Origin of the sequence: Asaia spathodeae NBRC 105894, from assembly GCF_025994195.1 — a bacterium.
GTDB classification, from domain to species: domain Bacteria; phylum Pseudomonadota; class Alphaproteobacteria; order Acetobacterales; family Acetobacteraceae; genus Asaia; species Asaia siamensis.
Window position 1 is genome coordinate 38,058 of sequence record NZ_BAPY01000001.1, and the last position, 15,979, is coordinate 54,036.

The 15,979-nt window shown below is 60.7% G+C and carries 14 protein-coding genes; all 14 read right to left on the bottom strand.

Features of this window, described 5'->3' with window-relative positions; genetic code table 11:
- Positions 1 to 181: 181 nt before the first annotated feature.
- Entirely contained in the window at positions 182 to 2,017 is a 1,836-nt protein-coding gene (recQ, locus tag AA105894_RS00175) for a DNA helicase RecQ (RefSeq protein ID WP_267309989.1), read from the bottom strand.
- Between the two features lie 29 nt (positions 2,018 to 2,046).
- Entirely contained in the window at positions 2,047 to 2,445 is a 399-nt protein-coding gene (locus AA105894_RS00180; RefSeq protein WP_188426369.1) for an OmpA family protein, read from the bottom strand.
- 95 nt (positions 2,446 to 2,540) lie between these two features.
- On the bottom strand, positions 2,541 to 4,241 hold the full coding sequence (gene cydC / locus AA105894_RS00185; RefSeq protein WP_267309990.1) for a thiol reductant ABC exporter subunit CydC: 1,701 nt from the start codon (positions 4,239 to 4,241) through the stop codon (positions 2,541 to 2,543).
- Positions 4,238 to 5,944: a thiol reductant ABC exporter subunit CydD gene (cydD, locus tag AA105894_RS00190; RefSeq protein ID WP_267309991.1), complete on the bottom strand. Its 1,707-nt coding sequence runs from the start codon at positions 5,942 to 5,944 to the stop codon at positions 4,238 to 4,240. The genes cydC and cydD overlap by 4 nt, the downstream gene beginning before the upstream one ends.
- A 331-nt stretch (positions 5,945 to 6,275) precedes the next feature.
- Positions 6,276 to 6,605 (bottom strand): hypothetical protein, encoded by a 330-nt coding sequence (locus AA105894_RS00195; RefSeq protein WP_188426367.1) that lies wholly within the window; start codon positions 6,603 to 6,605, stop codon positions 6,276 to 6,278.
- Positions 6,606 to 6,735: 130 nt separating this feature from the next.
- A complete protein-coding gene (locus tag AA105894_RS00200; RefSeq protein ID WP_188426366.1) occupies positions 6,736 to 7,197 on the bottom strand; it encodes a type II toxin-antitoxin system RatA family toxin in 462 nt (153 codons plus the stop codon).
- On the bottom strand, positions 7,198 to 8,181 hold the full coding sequence (lipA, locus tag AA105894_RS00205; RefSeq protein WP_371869853.1) for a lipoyl synthase: 984 nt from the start codon (positions 8,179 to 8,181) through the stop codon (positions 7,198 to 7,200).
- 8 nt (positions 8,182 to 8,189) lie between these two features.
- On the bottom strand, positions 8,190 to 9,593 hold the full coding sequence (gene lpdA / locus AA105894_RS00210; protein WP_267309992.1) for a dihydrolipoyl dehydrogenase: 1,404 nt from the start codon (positions 9,591 to 9,593) through the stop codon (positions 8,190 to 8,192).
- A gap of 3 nt (positions 9,594 to 9,596) precedes the next feature.
- Entirely contained in the window at positions 9,597 to 10,847 is a 1,251-nt protein-coding gene (locus AA105894_RS00215; RefSeq protein WP_267309993.1) for a pyruvate dehydrogenase complex dihydrolipoamide acetyltransferase, read from the bottom strand.
- Positions 10,848 to 10,859: 12 nt separating this feature from the next.
- Positions 10,860 to 12,206, bottom strand: a complete 1,347-nt coding sequence (locus AA105894_RS00220; protein ID WP_267309994.1) for a pyruvate dehydrogenase complex E1 component subunit beta — start codon at positions 12,204 to 12,206, stop codon at positions 10,860 to 10,862.
- Between the two features lie 3 nt (positions 12,207 to 12,209).
- The gene (gene pdhA, locus AA105894_RS00225) at positions 12,210 to 13,232 is read right to left on the bottom strand and encodes a pyruvate dehydrogenase (acetyl-transferring) E1 component subunit alpha (protein WP_188426361.1); all 1,023 of its coding nucleotides are present in this window, start codon (positions 13,230 to 13,232) and stop codon (positions 12,210 to 12,212) included.
- 104 nt (positions 13,233 to 13,336) lie between these two features.
- On the bottom strand, positions 13,337 to 14,248 hold the full coding sequence (gene trpC, locus AA105894_RS00230; RefSeq protein WP_188426360.1) for an indole-3-glycerol phosphate synthase TrpC: 912 nt from the start codon (positions 14,246 to 14,248) through the stop codon (positions 13,337 to 13,339).
- Positions 14,245 to 15,363, bottom strand: coding sequence for an anthranilate phosphoribosyltransferase (trpD, locus tag AA105894_RS00235; protein ID WP_267309995.1), 1,119 nt, complete (start codon positions 15,361 to 15,363; stop codon positions 14,245 to 14,247). Before trpD ends, trpC begins: the two co-directional genes overlap by 4 nt.
- Positions 15,364 to 15,960, bottom strand: coding sequence for an anthranilate synthase component II (locus tag AA105894_RS00240; RefSeq protein WP_267309996.1), 597 nt, complete (start codon positions 15,958 to 15,960; stop codon positions 15,364 to 15,366).
- Positions 15,961 to 15,979 lie beyond the last annotated feature (19 nt).

Sequence of the window (15,979 nt, forward strand, 5' to 3'; positions counted from 1 at the left end):
TCGCGCCGGATATGTCCTGCCTGCCCCGGCAAGATCCAGCATTCGGGATAGCGAGTTAAATCAGCTGACTATCCTGCTGCAGATCACAATACTGACTGGCACAACAATAAAGCACCGCAGGAGACGTTTTCTGATTGAGGCGGCGCGGTTTCAGATAACGGATATTTTGGAGCCGAAGAAGCTAGGTATCAGACAGAACGTCGATAACGGCGTCGCCATAGCGCTTCAGCTTCGATGAGCCGACGCCCTTTATGAGGGCCAGCTCTTCAACCGTCTCGGGGTTTTCACGGGCGATCTCTGTGAGGACGGCGTCATGAAAAATGACGTAAGGCGGGATTTCCTGCTCGCGCGCCTCATCACGCCGCCACTGACGCAATGCATCGAAGCGATGACGCTCCTGCTCATCCAGAGAGTCGACCAGCGTGGAGGCTGACACCCCTCTTTGGGCGCTCACCACAGGCTTAAGCGGATCGACGCGCAGACGCAGGCTCTCCTCGCCTCGTAAAAGCGGGCGGGCCGCTTCCACATCCAGCCCAAGCGCGCCGTGTTCACCGCTCATCCTGATTGCGCCACGCGCAATCAGCTGACGAATGACCCCGCGCCACCACTGCTCTGAATGCTCCTTGCCCACGCCGAAAACCGTCAGATGCTGGTGGGCATGGCGCTCGATGGCTTCGGTCAGCTTGCCCCGCAGGACGGTCGTCAGGTGCACGGCGCCAAAACGCTGGCCGGTACGATAGATCGTCGAGAGCACCTTTTGCGCGGCCTCGGTTCCGTCAAAGGTCTGGGCCGGGTTTCGGCAGTTGTCACAATGACCGCAGGGCGCGGAAAGAGCCTCGCCGAAACAGGCCAGAAGTGCCTGTGTCCGGCACTCGACGGTTTCAGTCAGCGCGATCATGCTCTCAAGACGCGCCTGCGTGACCCGCTTCTCGGTATCGGGGGCTGTCGACTGCTCCAGCCAGTGACGCGCGCGCGCCATATCCTCGCCACCATAGAGCAGGAGCGTATCGGCAGGCTCGCCATCACGTCCGGCACGACCGATCTGCTGATAATAGGCCTCAGGCGAGGCAGGCATGTCGAGATGGACCACACAGCGCACATCGGGGCGATCAATCCCCATGCCGAAAGCAACGGTCGCCACGATCACCATCGGTTCACCGCTGCGAAAACGCATAAGCGTGGCGTGCTTTTCCTGGGATGACAGGCCTGCGTGATAGGGCAAGGCGTTGAAACCGCGCTCTCTGAGGCTTTTGGCCATGCGCTCGGTCCGGTTACGACTGCCGCAATAGACGATTGCCGCGTCTTCACGATGCGGCGTGAGCGCATCCTGAACCTGCTTCGTCTCAGACCCTTTTGGCAAGGCTGCCAGAAACAGATTGGGTCGATGGAAGCTCGACGTCAGCCGCTTTGCCTCGGGCATACCCAGCGCCAGCAGGATGTCGTCCTGCGTGCGTGAGTCGGCGGTCGCCGTCAGGGCGATGCGCGGCACACCAGGGAACACGCTCGGCAGATCGGCTAGAGCACGATATTCGGGCCGGAATTCATGACCCCAGGCCGAGACGCAATGCGCCTCGTCGATCGCAAGCACTGAAACGGGGTTACGCGCCAGCCAGCGCGCCGTGCCGGGTGAGACAAGCCGCTCGGGAGAGATATAGAGAAGATCAATCCGCCCTTCTCGCAGATCGGCGCGTGTCTGGTCGAGCCGGTCGGGAGGCAGTTCGGAATGGAGCGCCGCGGCATTGACACCGAGCTGGCGCAAGGCAGCCACCTGATCATCCATCAACGCAATCAGCGGTGAGATGACGATGCCCATACCGTGGCGGCAGAGGGCTGGCACCTGATAGCAGAGGCTTTTACCCCCGCCGGTAGGCATGATGACGAGGACGTCCTCGCCCGCCATGACGGCACTGATCACATCCTCTTGCTGTCCGCGAAAGGAGTCGAAACCAAAGACGCGCTTGAGTACCGCATCCGGAGTTTCGTCAATGCCTGAAGCAGAGGGATCAGTGCCGGTCAAAGAGCAGAATGTATCGTGTTGCTGAAAGATCAGGGCGTCGAGGGATCGACTTCAATCGTCACCAGACGTGAGGCAACGCTTGCATCTTCGTTGTTCTTCGGCGGATGAGCGATCTGCGTAATCTGGGCACTGCCGATGCCGGCCTTCGTCAGGGCTGCGGCCACAATCTTGGCACGTTCCACAGACAGCATCTCATCGGCAGAGAGATTGCCGCGGGCGCCCGCATGACCGATCACTTCGACCGTCTTGGCATGATTGTCGCGCGCATCTGCGGCGGCCTTGTCAATAATAGCCTGTGCCGTTGGCGAAACCGTTGTCGAAGCGGGTTCGAAAAATACCGGATAGCGATCGCGATCGGCCCCGTTTGTACAGGCCGCGAGACCTGCGAGGGCGCAGACCGACAACATCACAGGCAGACGACGCATCATTATTTCCTTTTCGAATCGCCGTGACATCCACGGAGCCGTATTTCTGTCACTGCCGTGTGACACTCTTTCCGTCAAGCAGACCCACCCTGCGCCCCTCAGAGCGGAAGGGGATGCGCCTTGCCGCCCTCAAGCCGCCAGGCGTGATCAAGTTTCTCTACCCCGGTCAGTCGATGGGCGATGAGAATGACCGTACGCCCCTTCATTGTGCGACCGAGCGTTTCCAGAAAGGCCCGCTCGGTTGCTGAATCGAGCCCGGTTGCGGGTTCATCAAGCACCACGACCTGCGCATCCTGCAGCAGGGTGCGCGCCAGTGCGATACGTCGGCCCTGCCCGCCCGAAAGCCTCGTACCGCTCTCGCCGACCCAACTGTCCAGCCCGTCGGGCAGAGCCTGCACGGCTTCGGCAATTTCTGCCCGTTCGAGCGCATCCCACAGACGCGCATCATCAACATTCTCGCGGCCAAGCAGCAGGTTGTTGCGGATGGTATCCGCAAAAAGATGCGTTGCCTGCGACAGCCAGCCAATACGAGAACGCAGGCTTTCTGTATCGAGCGTGTCGAGCGTATGCCCTCCAAAAAGGATCTGGCCGCTCTCTGGCGCCGCCACCTTGAGCAGCAACGCAGCCAGACTCGATTTTCCGGCCCCGGAAGGCCCGATCAACGCCACATGCTCGCCCGCATGTATCGTCATCGAGAGCCCATCCAGCACCGCCGCACGGCTGCCCCCCCAGCGGAAATGGACATCGCGCAAAACGATGTCGCCTCCCTCTGGCGCCAGACAACCGGTGGCAGCGGGCTTTTCCTGATCCGCAATCGCGACCACGCGCTGCGCCGCCTGGCTTACCTGCCCGGCGAGGACACTGGTGCGCGCCAAGGTGGCGACAGACTCAAAGACGGTCCCCGTGAGGAAGACCAGCGCCACACCGGACAGAAAGCTCACACCCAACCCGGCGATACCGGCAAGAGCCAATAAAATGACCGCCAGGGCCATCTGCCCGCTGAGATAGGAAAATGCCCCTGCCCCTGCCATCGCCCGTTGCTGCGCGCGCTGGGCATCATGCAAACGGGCTTCCTCACGGATGATACGCTCGGCCAGGCGGTCTTCACCGGAAAAGGCGCGCGCCTCACGCAGACCGGTTGCCAGATCGAGCGCTGCCACACGCAGCGATGATTCAGCATGGCGCATTTCGCCGCTTCGCTTGGCCGCTCGTTGCGCTGCGAGAAGCGGAACAAGCACAGCTGCAATCAGGAAAAGCCCGGCCAGCAGGACACCGAGATGCCAGTCCTGCCTGCCTGCAACAAGAGCGAGAACAGGAAGCGAAACCAGAATGCCCAGCACAGGCACGGCGATGCGCAGATAGAGATTATCGAGGAGCTCGATATCGCCCACCAGACGGTTCATCAGATCGCCAGCCCGACGGAAGCCAAGCCCAGCCGCTGCTCCTCTGGCAAGATGGGTGAAGAACCAGACACGCAAGGCGGCAAGAGCACGGAACATCGCATCATGCGCGAAGAGCCTCTCGGCATAGCGCAACACGATACGCGCCCCGGCAAAAAGGCGCAGCACCCCTAGGGCAAGGGCCGTCCCGACAGCCAGAGCCGAAACACCGAGACCCGCATTCCACATCAGCGCGAGGCTGCTCAACAATGCGAGCGCCGATAGCAGCAGACCGAAGCCAAGCCTGCCGTAGAACGGGCGCCAGACGCTCAATATGCGTCGCAGCGCGCCGCGCCTGTTATGTAACTCGGCCTGACGGCGAGCCGTCGTGCAGGGCGTTGCCTTCATGCTGTCACTCATGCGCATGGCTCCACTGATGCGGAAAGGCCAAGCTTCAGCGATTTCGTGCCGAGCGCCTTCATCGCCTGCGAATGGGCACTGAGGATCACGGTCCGCCCTTCGGAAAGACGACGCAGTGCCTCGATAATCCCGGCCTCGGTTTCCGGATCGAGATGAGCGGTGGGCTCATCGAGCAGCAGCAGCGGCGCATCCTTGAGATAGGCCCGTCCGATCGCCACACGTTGGGCCTGCCCGCCCGACAATCCGAAGCCCCCTTCACCGATAACCGTATCGAGCCCCTGAGGCAGGTCTTTCAGAAAATGGTCTATCGCTGCGGCCTCGATCGCACGCTGCAAACGCATCTCGTCGGCATCGGGGCGGGCAAATAAGAGGTTTTCGCGCAGCGTACCCGCAAACAGAACCGGTTTCTGGCCGATCCAGGCGAGATGACGCGCAATGTCGCGACCTCGAAGCGTTGCGATATCGCGATAATTGAACTGGATGGTCCCAGCGCTCGGCTTGATGAAACCAAGCAGCAACTCGATGAGCGTCGACTTGCCTGCGCCAGACGGGCCGTCGAGCACGAGTATTTCATCAGGCGAGACCGAGAAATCGAGATCCTTGAAAACGTAAGGCGCCGCCTCATTCCAGCGATAGGAGAGCGCCTTTGCCTCGACGGTCACTACCAGAACAGGAGGCGCAAGGGCGGATAGATCGTCCGTGCCCGGCAGGGACTCACCATTTTCGATTGCTTCCATGGCCTCAGCGGCACCCGCAGCATGGGCGCGATCCTGATAGGCCAGAGCGAGCCCCCGAAAGGGAGCGAAAAACTCCGGCACGAGGAAAAGCGCAAAGAGCGTCTCTGTAAAATGCGGCGCGGGATAGATGCTCGGCGCTGCGAAAGCATCGATATGAATGAAATGCCCCTGTGTCAGCACGATCATGATGATGGCAATCACCATGGCAATGTCGATCGCGGCTGAAGAAAGAAACGCGATACGAAGAATCTTCATCGTGCGTTTGCGCAGATCATCAGCCGCACCCGACAACGCCTTGGCCTCGCGATCTGTCGCGTTTGACAAGACGATGGTCGCAATTCCCCTGATCCGGTCGAGGAACCGTGCCTGCAAACGCACCATGGCCAGAAACTGGTTACGTGAGGCCAGAGCCGCCCCGATTCCGAAAACCGCCTGGGAGACCGGAACAAGCGCGCCACAGACGGCCAGGATGAGCGCCGCGCGCGGATCGACCACAAAGACAGCCACCAGCACGAAAGCAGGAAACACCATCCAAGTCATGGAAGCAGGCAGCCAGCGGGCAAAATACCCGTCAAGCACCTCGATACGATCAACCAGCAGGGCGGCGATTTCAGCGGAGTGCTGGCGACGCAGCAGAGCAGGCCCAATGCCGATCACGGAATCCAGCACCGAGCGGCGAAGACGTTCCCGGGCGGCGATACCGGCGCGTGCGGCAAGATTTTCCTGGAAATACAGACACAGGGCGCGACATGCCGAGAGCACGGCGAAAGAAGCGATCAGGCCGAGCACCTGAGCTCCACGGGTCTGAAGCAGCGACCCGATGACGGAAGCCATACACCAGGCCTGACCGATACCGATCAGCGTGTTGAGACATCCGACAGCGACAACGGGCAATGCCGCGCGTCTGGCCGGGCCGGATTGCTGCCGGACCCAGGCCCGTACCAGTTTCTTATCTACACCGCTCATGATGGGGGGATATAGGCAATCCGGGCACGAAACGGTAGAGTTCCACCAAAGAGATTGCAGAACATTAAGGCAGCCTGCGGTGCTCACCGCCCGGAAAGCCGATGCCTGTCTCCGAGCTTTCCCCCAACAGTCCTCAGATTGTCTTACGGATCTTCCCTGCCCCGCCCGGCGCAGGTCGTTGGACGAATGACATCGGAGCCCTTCTTGCAGCGTCTGATAGCAAGCCCGACCCTCCAGCCCGCGCAGAAACGAAAAAACCCCGCCGCAATGCGACGGGGTTTCCTGCGTCCATGAACCGTCTGGAAAGGCGGTTCAAGAAAAACTGCGCCTCTTACTGGCCCGAGCTGGCCGGCATGCTGGAGGACGGCATCTTCATCGACGGGTCCATCGGCATCGGAGCAGGTGCCGGAGCCGTTGCGCTGGCGGCAGGCGCTGCTGCCGGAGCCGTCACCGGAACCGGGGTCTGTGCCTGCTGCAGGCTGCGCGCGTTGAGGTCTTCGGTTGCTTCCGAACCCTTGGCGGCCTTGGCAGCCTTGCCGCCCTTCTTGTGCATTTCGCTCTTGCTGGCATGAGCCTTGTGCGGCGCGTGCTTGGCGAAAGCAGGGGTTGCAACAACAAAGGTGGCGGCCATCAGGGTAGCGCCCAGCTTGGAAAACTTCATGTCTCTTCCTTCCGATAGTCTGAAATCTGGAAGTTCCGAAAAGGCAGAGTGCCGGTAGGGAACTTTTCGATGACCACAGAACGTAACGGAAGTGGTGCGGTTGCGCTGTCTTGAAAAAACGAGCGCGTGATCAGTCTCGAATAACCGCACCGGGCTGGGAAGAGACGCCGTAAATATCGCGGGCGCGTTTTATAAAGGCCGATACCATCAGACGCACGCCTTCATTGAAGACGACACCGATCGCGTTCTGCAGCAGGCGCGACCTGAACTCGAAATCGACGAAGAAATCGACCAGACACCCACGGGCATCGGGTGTGAAAGTCCATACATTGTTCAGGTAACGGAACGGCCCTTTCTCGTAGCGCACGCGAATGCGGTTCGGGCGTTCGAGCGAAACGCGGCTGGTAAAGGTCTCGCGGAATGGGCCGAACCCCACGGTGAGATCGGCAACCAGTTCCTGCTCGGTCCTGGACTTGACCGTGGCCTTGACGCACCACGGAAGGAATTGCGGATAGGCACCCACATCGGCCACGAGATCGAAAAGCTGTTCAGGACTGTAAGCGATCAGCCGTTGCTCGGCATGGGTGGGCATTTACTGTTTCTCCGACTGGAGCGGATCGAGCCCCAGCCTGTTTTGCCTCGCCTCTCTGAGCGCGGCGAAGTCGGAATCGGCATGATAGGAGGATCGCGTCAGCGGGCTGGCGCTGACCTGCAGGAAGCCCTTGGCACGCGCCATACGGGCATATTCGGCAAACTCATCCGGCGTCACGAATTTGGCGACGCCCGCATGTTTGGGCGTGGGCTGGAGATACTGGCCCATGGTGATGAAATCGACATCGGCAACGCGGAAATCATCCATGACCTGAGCCACTTCCATCTTCTCTTCTCCAAGGCCGAGCATGACGCCGGATTTGGTGAAGATCGAGGGATCGAGTGCCTTCACATCATCCAGCAGGCGCAGAGACTGAAAATAGCGCGCGCCTGGGCGGATAGACGGATAAAGCCGGGGTACGGTTTCGATGTTGTGGTTGAAAACATCGGGCCTGGCTTTGACCACCACCTCGAGCGCACCCGGCTTGCGCAGGAAGTCCGGCGTCAGGATCTCGATTGTGGTGGTAGGCGAGGCTTCACGAACACGCGCAATAGTCTGGGCGAAGTGCAGCGCCCCGCCATCGGCCAGATCATCACGATCGACCGAGGTGATCACCACATGACGCAGGCCCAGCTTGGCAACGGCCTCTGCCACGCGCTGCGGCTCGTCACCATCCAGCGCCTTGGGCATGCCAGTAGTGACGTTGCAGAACGAACAGGCACGGGTGCAGATCTCACCCATGATCATCATGGTTGCATGACGCTGCGACCAGCACTCACCGATATTCGGGCAAGCCGCCTCTTCACAGACCGTTACCAGCCTGTTGTCGCGCATGAGCTTGCGCGTCTCCTGATAGACCGGACTATTCGGCGCCTTGACCCTGATCCAGTCCGGCTTGCGCTGGATCGGATTGTCGGGTCGGTTGGCCTTCTCGGGATGACGGAGCGAGCCCGGCTTCCGGTGATCGATGGTGATACGCTGCATGGTCATGACTAGAAGTGGAGTGCTCCACCCCAGGCTGCAAGAACCGATTCATGCATCGTTTCCGAGATGGTCGGATGCGGGAACACTGTTTCCTTGAGTTCCGCCTCGGTCAGCTCGGAGGTGCGCGCAATCACGTAGCCCTGGATCATTTCCGTCACTTCGGCGCCGATCATATGGGCGCCGAGCAATTCGCCGGTTTCGGCGTCGAAAATGGTCTTGGTCAGGCCATCGGGCTCGCCCATGGCCAGTGCCTTGCCATTGGCCATGAACGGGAAGCGACCGATCTTGAGCTTGCGGCCCGTTGCCTTCGCCTTCTCTTCCGTCAGACCGACAGACGCCACTTGCGGACGGCTATAGGTGCAGCCCGGAATATTGAGCGGATGCAGTGGCTCGGGATCGTGTCCTGCAATCTTCTCGACGCAAATCACACCTTCATGGCTTGCCTTGTGGGCAAGCCAGGGCGCGCCAGCCACGTCACCGATAGCCCACAGCCCCGGCTCGCCGGTACGGCAGAATTCATCGACGATGATATGCGTCTTGTCGATCTTCACCTTGGTCTTTTCCAGACCGAGATCCTCGACATTGCCAACGATACCAACCGCCAGAATCACCTTGTCAACAACGAGATCATGCGATCCGGATGCCGTGGTGATCTGGGTGGAGACGGTGCCGTCCTTCTTGTTCAGCGGGCCGACCTTGGCGCCTGTCAGCACCTTGATCCCCTGCTTTTCGAACGCCTTCTGTGCCATGGCGCTGATTTCGGCGTCCTCGGCAATCATGATCCGGTCGGCAACTTCGGCAATGGTCACTTCCGCGCCCATATTCCGATAGAAGGAGGCGAATTCGACCCCGATTGCTCCGGAGCCGATGACCAGCAGACGCTTGGGCAGTTCCTTGGGGACCATCGCCTCGCGATAGGTCCAGACCAGTTCGCCATCGGGCTCGAGCCCCGGGAAGTGGCGGGCACGGGCGCCAGTCGCCAGAATGACATCGGGAGCAGCAATGCGCGTGACTTCCGCGCCTTCCTTGCTGACCGATACCACATGCTCATTGCCGTCACGACCGGCCAGTTTCGCGCGACCGTCGAACACCTTGACCTTCGCCTTCTTGAGAAGGCCGGAAACGCCACGTGAGAGCTGACGTGATACCGCGCGCGACCGGGCGACGACCTTTTCGAGATCGAAGCTCACCTTTTCGGCGCTGAAACCGAACTCGGCAAGGTTGTGCAGCTGATGGTTCAGTTCAGAAGCGCGCAGCAGTGCCTTGGTCGGGATGCAGCCCCAGTTGAGGCAGATGCCGCCCAGATGGGTGCTTTCGACAACCGCGACACTCTTGCCAAGCTGTGCGGCACGCAGGGCGGCGACATACCCGCCCGGACCGCCGCCAACGACGATCAGATCGAATTTGTCCATGGCTCAGATCACCAGACGATAGGGGTTTTGAACGATGTCACGCAGCGCGTTCAGCCATTGAGCGCCAAGCGCCCCATCGACCGCACGGTGATCGACGGAAAGCGTGGCCGTCATGACGGTCGCAACCGCAAGCTGGTCTCCACGCACGACAGCGCGTTTCTCACCCGCTGCAATAGCCAGAATACCGGCCTGAGGCGGATTGATGATGGCGGAGAACTCACGCACACCGAACATGCCCATGTTCGAGATGGAGAACGTACCACCCTGAAACTCTTCGGGTTTCAGCTTGCCATCGCGTGCACGCTTGGCCAGATCGCGCGCTTCTGCACTGATCTCACGCAAGGATTTGCGATCGGCCTGACGGATGATCGGTGTGATCAGACCATCAGGGATGGAAACAGCCATCGAGATATCGATATCGGGGAAATGCAGTGTCTCGGCTTCGGTGAACTGCACGTTCAGACCAGGGCAGCTGCGCAGCGCAAGCGCCACGGCCTTGATCATCATGTCGTTGACCGAGATCTTGAACTGCCCCTCGCCTTCACTCGGCGATGCTGCGTTGAGCTGGGCGCGCAGGGCGAGCAGCGCGTCAAGTTCGATATCAACAGCCACATAGAAATGCGGGACGTTCTGCTTGGACTCGCTCAGGCGACGCGCGATGACCTTGCGCATCGTGGAGTTGGCAACACGTGTCACCTCTACCGGTGCCGATATTGGCGCTTCGGCTTTGGCGGGTGCCGCGACCTGCGCATTCTCGACATCGCGACGCAGAATACGGCCATTGGGGCCTGTACCCTTCACGCCAGACAGATCGAGCCCCTTCTTCGCAGCGATACGACGCGCGAGAGGTGACGCAAACACGCGCTTGCCCGGAGACGCCGCAGCAGGCGTAGCATGCGAGGACACATACGGCGCAGAGGAGGTCGGAGCAGAAACTGGCTGGGCTGCCGTCTGCGGGGCAGGCTCGGCCTTCTTTGCAGGCGCCGCCTCAGCCGTTTCCGGCACGGCTTCGCCCTCTTCGACGAGGATGGCGATGGGCGAGTTGACCTTCACCCCTTCGGTCCCTTCCGGCACAACAATGCGGCCGAGAATGCCCTCATCGACGGCTTCGACTTCCATCGTTGCCTTGTCGGTTTCGATCTCGGCGATCAAGTCGCCGGACTTCACCGTGTCGCCCTCTTTCTTCAGCCAGCGCGAGACCGTTCCTTCGGTCATGGTCGGCGAAAGCGCGGGCATCAGAATATTGATAGCCATGGTCGCAGCCCCTCAGAACAGTTTGCGAACCGCGTCCACCACCCAGTCAGGCTGCGGAAGCGCATGTTTTTCGAGATTGGCGGCGTAAGGCAGCGGGATATCGAGACCGCAGACGCGCGCGGGCGGGGCATCGAGATAATCGAAGGCCTCTTCACACGCTACGGCGCAGATCTCGGCGCCGATACCGGCCACGGGCCAGCCTTCCTCGACGGAGACGATGCGGCTCGTCTTCTTCACACTGTTGACGATGGTCTCGGTGTCGAGCGGACGGATTGTACGCAGATTGATGACTTCAGCCTCAATCCCCTGCTCGGCCAGCTTGGCCGCAGCCTCGAGCGCCACACCAACCATGATCGAGAAAGCGACGAGGGTCACGTCCTTGCCTTCACGCTCGATCTTCGCCTTGCCGATCGGCAGGATGAAATCCTCATCGACCGGGCAAGGGAATTTCTGCCCGTAGAGAATTTCGTTTTCGAGCACGATTACCGGGTTCGGGTCACGAATGGCGGCACGAAGCAGGCCCTTGGCATCTTCAGACGACCAGGGGGCAACCACCTTCAGGCCCGGCACATGGGCATACCAGCTTGCGTAGCACTGCGAGTGCTGGGCACCGACGCGCGCAGCCGCGCCATTGGGGCCGCGGAACACGATCGGACAGCCCATCTGGCCACCCGACATATAGAGCGTCTTGGCTGCGGAATTGATGATATGATCAATGGCCTGCATCGCGAAGTTCATGGTCATGAATTCGACAATGGGCTTGAGGCCGGTCAGCGCTGCACCAACGGCCATGCCGGTGAAGCCATGCTCGGTGATCGGCGTGTCAATGATACGCTTCTCGCCGAACTCGTCGAGCAGACCCTGACTGACCTTGTAGGCGCCCTGATACTGGGCCACTTCCTCACCGAGCAGGAACACGTCCTCGTCACGACGCAGCTCGGCGGCCATGGCGTCACGCAGCGCTTCACGCACGGTGATGACGGAAGTCTCGCCCCATTCGCGATCCGGTGTTGCCACCAGGTCTTTCGGCTTTTCAGGCGCCTTCTCTTCAACCGCGGTCTGCGCGGCCGGGGTCTGGGCTGCTGCCGGGCCGTTTTCTAGCGCCGAAATATCCTCGCCTTCTTCGGCAATGATGGCGATCTGCGTGTTTACCGCAACGTTTTCCGAGCCTTCCGGCACCAAGATCTTTGCAAGGATGCCGCTATCGACAGCCTCGACTTCCATGGTGGCCTTGTCGGTCTCGATCTCGGCAATCACATCGCCCGAGTTGATCTTGTCACCCTGCTTTACCGTCCATTTGGAAAGCGTGCCTTCGGTCATGGTAGGCGAAAGAGCCGGCATGAGAACAGGAGCGGCCATAACTTACGCCTCCACCAGAATATCGGTCCAAAGTTCGGAGAGATCGGGCTCAGGGCTGTTCTGGGCGAAATCGGCAGCGTCATTGACGATCTGCTTCACTTCGGCATCGATTGCCTTGAACTCTTCATCGCTGGTGCCCTTGTCGCTCAGGAGCTTGTGCAGCGCCTCGATCGGGTCACGCGTGCGGCGCATTTCCTCGACCTCCGAACGGTCGCGATAACGCGCCGGATCGGACATCGAGTGACCGCGATAGCGATAGGTTTCCATCTCGAGAAGGAAGGGCCCCTTGCCTGCGCGGCAATGGGCGACGGCTTCCTGAGCGGCTTCATGCACGGCAAACAGGTCCATGCCATCGACCTTGCGGCCGGGAATTTTCCACGGTGCGCCGATCTGCGAGAGATCATGGGCGGCGGCGCTGGAGCGCTCGACGCTCGTACCCATGCCGTAGCGATTGTTCTCGATCACATAGATGCAGGGCAGCTTGTGCAGGGCGGCGAGATTGAAGCTCTCGTAAACCTGGCCCTGCTGGGCCGCACCCTCACCGAAATAGGCCACGCCCACTTCATCGGTACCGCGGTATTTATTGGCGAAAGCAAGGCCCGTACCGATGGCTACCTGGGCCCCCACGATGCCATGACCGCCGTAGAAATTCTTCTCGCGGGAGAACATGTGCATCGAGCCGCCCTTGCCGTGCGAATAACCGTCCTTGCGTCCAGTCAGCTCGGCCATCACGCCCCCCGGGCTCATGCCCATCATGAGCATGTGAGCGTGGTCACGATACGAGGTAACGATCTTGTCGCCCGGCTTCATGGCCAGCGACATGCCGACGATCACGGCTTCCTGGCCGATATAAAGATGGCAGAACCCGCCGATGAGCCCCATGCCGTACAGCTGTCCGGCCTTTTCCTCGAAACGGCGGAGCAACAGCATATCGCGATATGCCGTACGAACGGTCTCCAGTGGCAGGATCGGTCCGTTGTGATCCGCGAGCGGCTGAGCCGCCCCTTTATGGGCTTTGCCGGACATGCTGAGTATCTCCTGAGCCTGACTGATGCGCCATGCGCAATTCAGGGTCCGGTATTTACCAGTCCCGTTGCGCAAGTCCACAACCTAAGCTGTTAATATGTGCGTTAGAGCGTCCCGAGAAGGCGGCGGGCAGCGAGGCCCGGGTCTTCTTCTCTCAGGAGACTTTCGCCAACAAGAATGCCGCTTGCCCCTACGGCACCGACCCGTTTCACATCTTCGAGCGTACGAATACCGCTCTCCGAAACAAGGATGCGATCAGGGGGTACAAGCGGTGCGAGTCTGGCCGTCGTGTCGAGATCGGTGACCAGGCTGCGCAGATTGCGGTTATTGATGCCAATCAGCGAGGTATCGAGCGCCAGGGCACGGTTGAGTTCCGCCTCGTCATGCACCTCGCAGAGCACATCGAGATCGAGCCCGCGCGCCAAGGCGATCAGCTCGGCTGCCTCGGCGTCGGTCAGGGCAGAGAGAATGATCAGGATGCAGTCAGCACCAATCAGACGACTCTCATGCACCTGCCAGGGTTCGAGAATGAAATCCTTGCGCAGGATGGGCAGCGGGCAGACTTCCTTGACCGCCTTGAGATCCTCGATCGAGCCGTGGAAGCACGAGCCTTCGGTGAGAATGGACAGGCAGATTGCCCCTGCTGCCTCATAGGATTTTGCGATACCGACCGGATCGTAATCGGGGCGCAGGATACCGGCTGAAGGCGAGGCCTTCTTGATTTCCGCAATCAGGCCGACGCGCTGATCAGCCGCCATCTGCTTGAGCGCCTGACCAAAACCACGCGTCGGCACATTGACCTCACGAGCACGTGCCGTGATTTCCTTGAGCGGCATGATCAGGGCGCGCTGTTCGACATCGATACGGGTTCGCGCACAGATACGGGCCAGCACGTCGGGCATGTCACGCCCGGATACGGGAAGCGCCGTGTCTTCCTGCACGATCGTACCCGGCACCTGCACATCCGGATAGCCGGAAGGCGTGTCATGAATAGGTGTGGACGATTGATCGGTCATGTTAGTCCTGACGTGTGGATCAAAGAGGATGAGCGAACCGGCTCGGCAGGTCGGTGGCTGCCCTGCTGGGCATGAACGAGAGCAGAGAGAGCGAGCCCGCTATCAATGGCATTGGCTGCGATCTCGACATTCCTGCGCAGGAGAGTGGGGACGATCGTACCGTTTTCAAGAATGGTCGACCGCCCACCTACGTGAAGCGCCACAGCCGCATTCAGCAGGACGGTATCGCGATAGGCCCCCTCCTGCCCGGAGAGCATGTCGAGCAGCTTGCCGGCATTATGCGTGGGGTCGCCACCGGCAATATCGGCAATCGGGCGTCGCGCCAGACCGGCCATATCGGGTGTGAGAACAAGTTCGAGAAAACGCTCATCATCCCAGGCACGAATATGCGAGACACCAGCCAGCGTGATCTCGTCACTCCCGCCAAGATCGGTCTCGCCATGGACAGCCCAGACACGCTCGGCACCGAGAGAGGCCATGGTTTCAACCACAGGGCGCAGCCAGCGATCGTCATAGATACCGATCATCTGGCGGCGCACCTGCGCCGGATTGCACAACGGCCCGATGAGATTAAAAATGGTGCGAAAGCCCAGCGTCGTGCGTACTGGTGCTGCAAAGCGCATGGCGGGATGATGCAAAGGCGCCGCCAGAAAGGCGAGATGCCCGTCACGCAGGCGTCTTGCCTGCTCCTCAAGATCATCGCATGGCGCGATGCCCAGCGCCATGAGCGTGTCAGTGGCGCCGGCCCGTGAGGAAAGGGCGCGATTGCCGTGTTTGGCAACCGGAACACCCAGCCCGGCGAGAACGAAAGCAACAGCTGTCGACACGTTGAGCGTCCCCAGCCCATCACCCCCTGTACCGCAGACATCCATGGCATCTTCAGGGGCAAAAGGCAGGCTGGTCATACATGCTCGCACGGCCCTTACGGCCCCGCTCAGTTCATCGACTGTTTCACCCCGCAGCCTCAACGCCATCAGGATGGCGGCGAGCTGCTCGGCGGGGACGGTGCCCTGCATGATTCTGGAGAAAAGGGCTTCGGTCTCTTCCTGGGTCAGCCGCCTGCCCTCGGCGAGATGACGCAGCGTCTTGGTCAGGCTGCCAGCATGGGTATCCATTCAGGCCGCTTGCCTTTTCTGACGCGCTGCCCGGGCGATGTTGAGGAAGTTCGCCAGCATCATCTGACCATCTTCAGACGCAATGCTCTCAGGATGGAACTGCACCCCATGAACGGCCAGCGTGCGGTGACGCACCCCCATCACCACGCCATCTGCCGAGCGGGCATTGACGATGAGCGTGTCGGGAATCGTTTCCGGGGCAAGAGTCAGGCTGTGATAGCGCGTGGCCTGGGTCGGGCTCGCAAGCCCCTGGAACACGCCAGTGCCGTCATGAAGAATCGCGTCGACCTTGCCGTGCATCGGGCGCGGTGCGCGCACGACGCTCGCACCAAACACCTGACCGATAGCCTGATGGCCAAGACAGACACCCAGAACCGGGATCGTCGGTGCCGCTGCCTTGATGAGAGCGCAGCAGATACCGGCCTCGTTGGGCGAGCATGGACCGGGCGAGATCACGATGGCCTCCGGCTTGAGGGCCAGAGCCTCTTCAACACTCAGCGCATCGTTTCGCCAGACCGCGCATGCTTCGCCAAGCGCCCCGAAATGATGGACGAGGTTGAACGTGAAACTGTCGTAGTTGTCGATCAGCAATATCATGGCATCAAGATGGCGTCGT